Source organism: Ilumatobacter sp., assembly GCF_041688325.1.
GTDB lineage: Bacteria > Actinomycetota > Acidimicrobiia > Acidimicrobiales > Ilumatobacteraceae > Ilumatobacter_A.
Window position 1 is genome coordinate 1 of the sequence record NZ_JBDNIJ010000282.1, and the last position, 1,955, is coordinate 1,955.

The window sequence follows — 1,955 nt, forward strand, 5'->3', positions numbered from 1 at the left end:
ACGATCGAACGCGATGCGTACGACGCCGGCGTCGACGGCGCGGTGATACGTGATGTCGGTGAATTTGAAGCCGCCGACCTCGTTCCATGCGGAGGGGTCGAAGATCTCCGAGACGCTGGGCTGCTGATCGGAACGGTCGGGGGAGCTGTTCGCCATCTGTCCATCTTGCCCGCTCGGCTACCGTCAGCACATGCCCCACGCGCAAATCAACGGTCAGAGCATCTACTTCCAAGACACTGGTGGCGATGGCCCGCCGGTGGTCTTGGCCCATGGGTTCCTGATGGACAGCGAGATGTTTGCTCCACAGGTCGCTGCATTGCGGGAGACCCACCGTGTGATCACCTGGGATGAGCGCGGCTTCGGCCAGACCGAATTCAACGGTCAGCCTTTCAGCTACTGGGATTCGGCCGCTGATTGCCTCGCGCTGCTCGACCATCTCGGTATCGACCGGGCCGTGGTCGGCGGGATGAGCCAAGGAGGATTCCTGTCGCTCCGACTCGCACTCACCGCGCCTGATCGCGTGCGCGGCCTCATTCTGCTTGACACACAAGCTGGCGTTGACGACGCTGAGACCAAGGCGGCGAACGACGGCATGAACCACGTGTGGCTGACCGACGGGCCCGAGAGCGGCCTTGCCGACATCGTTGCCTCCATCATCATCGACGATCCCGATCACAGCCCGGCGTGGATCGCCAAGTGGATTGCTCGTCCGAAGGAAATGTTCGAGCTGCCGTACCAGTGCCTCACGACCCGCGACGACATCACGGATCGGCTCGGTGAGACCACCTGTCCGGCGATCGTGGTTCATGGAATCGAAGACACTGCGATCACGATGGATCGTGCCGAAATCCTCGCAGACGGCCTCGTCGGTTGTTCCGGCGTGGTCAAAGTGAGTGGTGCGCACGCCGCGAACCTGACGAACCCCGAGCCCGTCAACGTGGCAATCGTCGAGTTCCTCGCCGATCTCCCGGCCTGATCGCAGCGATCTAATGACACACATGCAGATTTTCGGTGTTGAGGGCCTTCCCGAAATCCAACAGGGCGTCGATCTCGCCGAGATGATTCACGCTGCAGCAGCCGCGCAGGGCGACCCGATTATCGACGGTGACGTGGTGGTGATCACCTCGAAGATTGTCTCGAAGGCTGAGGGTTGCAGTGTCGAACTCGTCGATGTCGAGGCATCCGAATTCGCCACCACGTGGGCCTCCAAATGGGACAAGGACCCGCGCCTGGTCGAGGTTGTGTTGCGTGAGTCGAAGCGCATCATCCGCCAAATTGGGCCCGTACTCATCACCGAAACGCATCATGGTTTTTGTTGCGCGAACTCTGGTGTTGATCAGTCGTCATCTGGCGCATCCGGGAGAATTTTGGTGCTGCCGAAGGATCCCGATGCTTCGTGCCGGGAACACCGCGCACGGTTCGCTGAGCTGGGCGTCGATGTGGCCGTGATCATGAGCGACACCTTTGGTCGCCCATGGCGTGAAGGTCAGACTGACGTGGCTATTGGCATTGCGGGAATGAACCCGCTGCACAGTTACATCGGTGAAGTCGACCCGCACGGTCACGAGTTTCACGTTCAGGAGCTGTGCGTCGCTGATGAACTCGCCGCGGCGGGCGAGTTGGTCAAGGGCAACACGAGTCGTGTCCCGGTCGCAGTCATTCGGGGTCAGGAGTGGGAGCGCGACGAGGATGCTTCGATGGCGCCAGTTCTGCGTGACAGCGAGAAGGACTTGTTTCGTTAGATGCCGTTCGCGGTTCGTCAGGTTGCGCTCAAGGGCGTCAGCCAAAATTGAGACCGTTTCTCACACCTGTCGAGCTGCAGCAGTCTCAGTTTCGGGCTGCTCTGGCTGGATATCCGAAACTGGGATCAGCTTGGCTCACTGGCGATGAGAGATGATCTCCATTTTGGGAGATGGCAAGCGGACTTCAGCCGAGGAGGTCTTTGGTGATGCCGT

Annotated in this window: 2 protein-coding genes; both read left to right on the forward strand. The window is 60.5% G+C overall.

Features of this window, described 5'->3' with window-relative positions:
* Nucleotides 1-190 precede the first annotated feature (190 nt).
* Complete coding sequence (locus ACH2EI_RS15345; protein WP_395160663.1) at nt 191-976, forward strand: alpha/beta fold hydrolase; 786 nt, start codon at nt 191-193, stop codon at nt 974-976.
* Nucleotides 977-998: 22 nt separating this feature from the next.
* The gene (gene cofE / locus ACH2EI_RS15350) at nt 999-1,742 is read left to right on the forward strand and encodes a coenzyme F420-0:L-glutamate ligase (protein WP_395155058.1); all 744 of its coding nucleotides are present in this window, start codon (nt 999-1,001) and stop codon (nt 1,740-1,742) included.
* Nucleotides 1,743-1,955 lie beyond the last annotated feature (213 nt).

What these genes read in the sequence shown, in the direction of transcription:
- ACH2EI_RS15345 (WP_395160663.1), top strand. Translation starts at nt 191, where the DNA reads ATGCCCCACGCGCAAATCAACGGTCAGAGCATCTACTTCCAAGACACT.
- cofE (WP_395155058.1), top strand. Translation starts at nt 999, where the DNA reads ATGCAGATTTTCGGTGTTGAGGGCCTTCCCGAAATCCAACAGGGCGTC.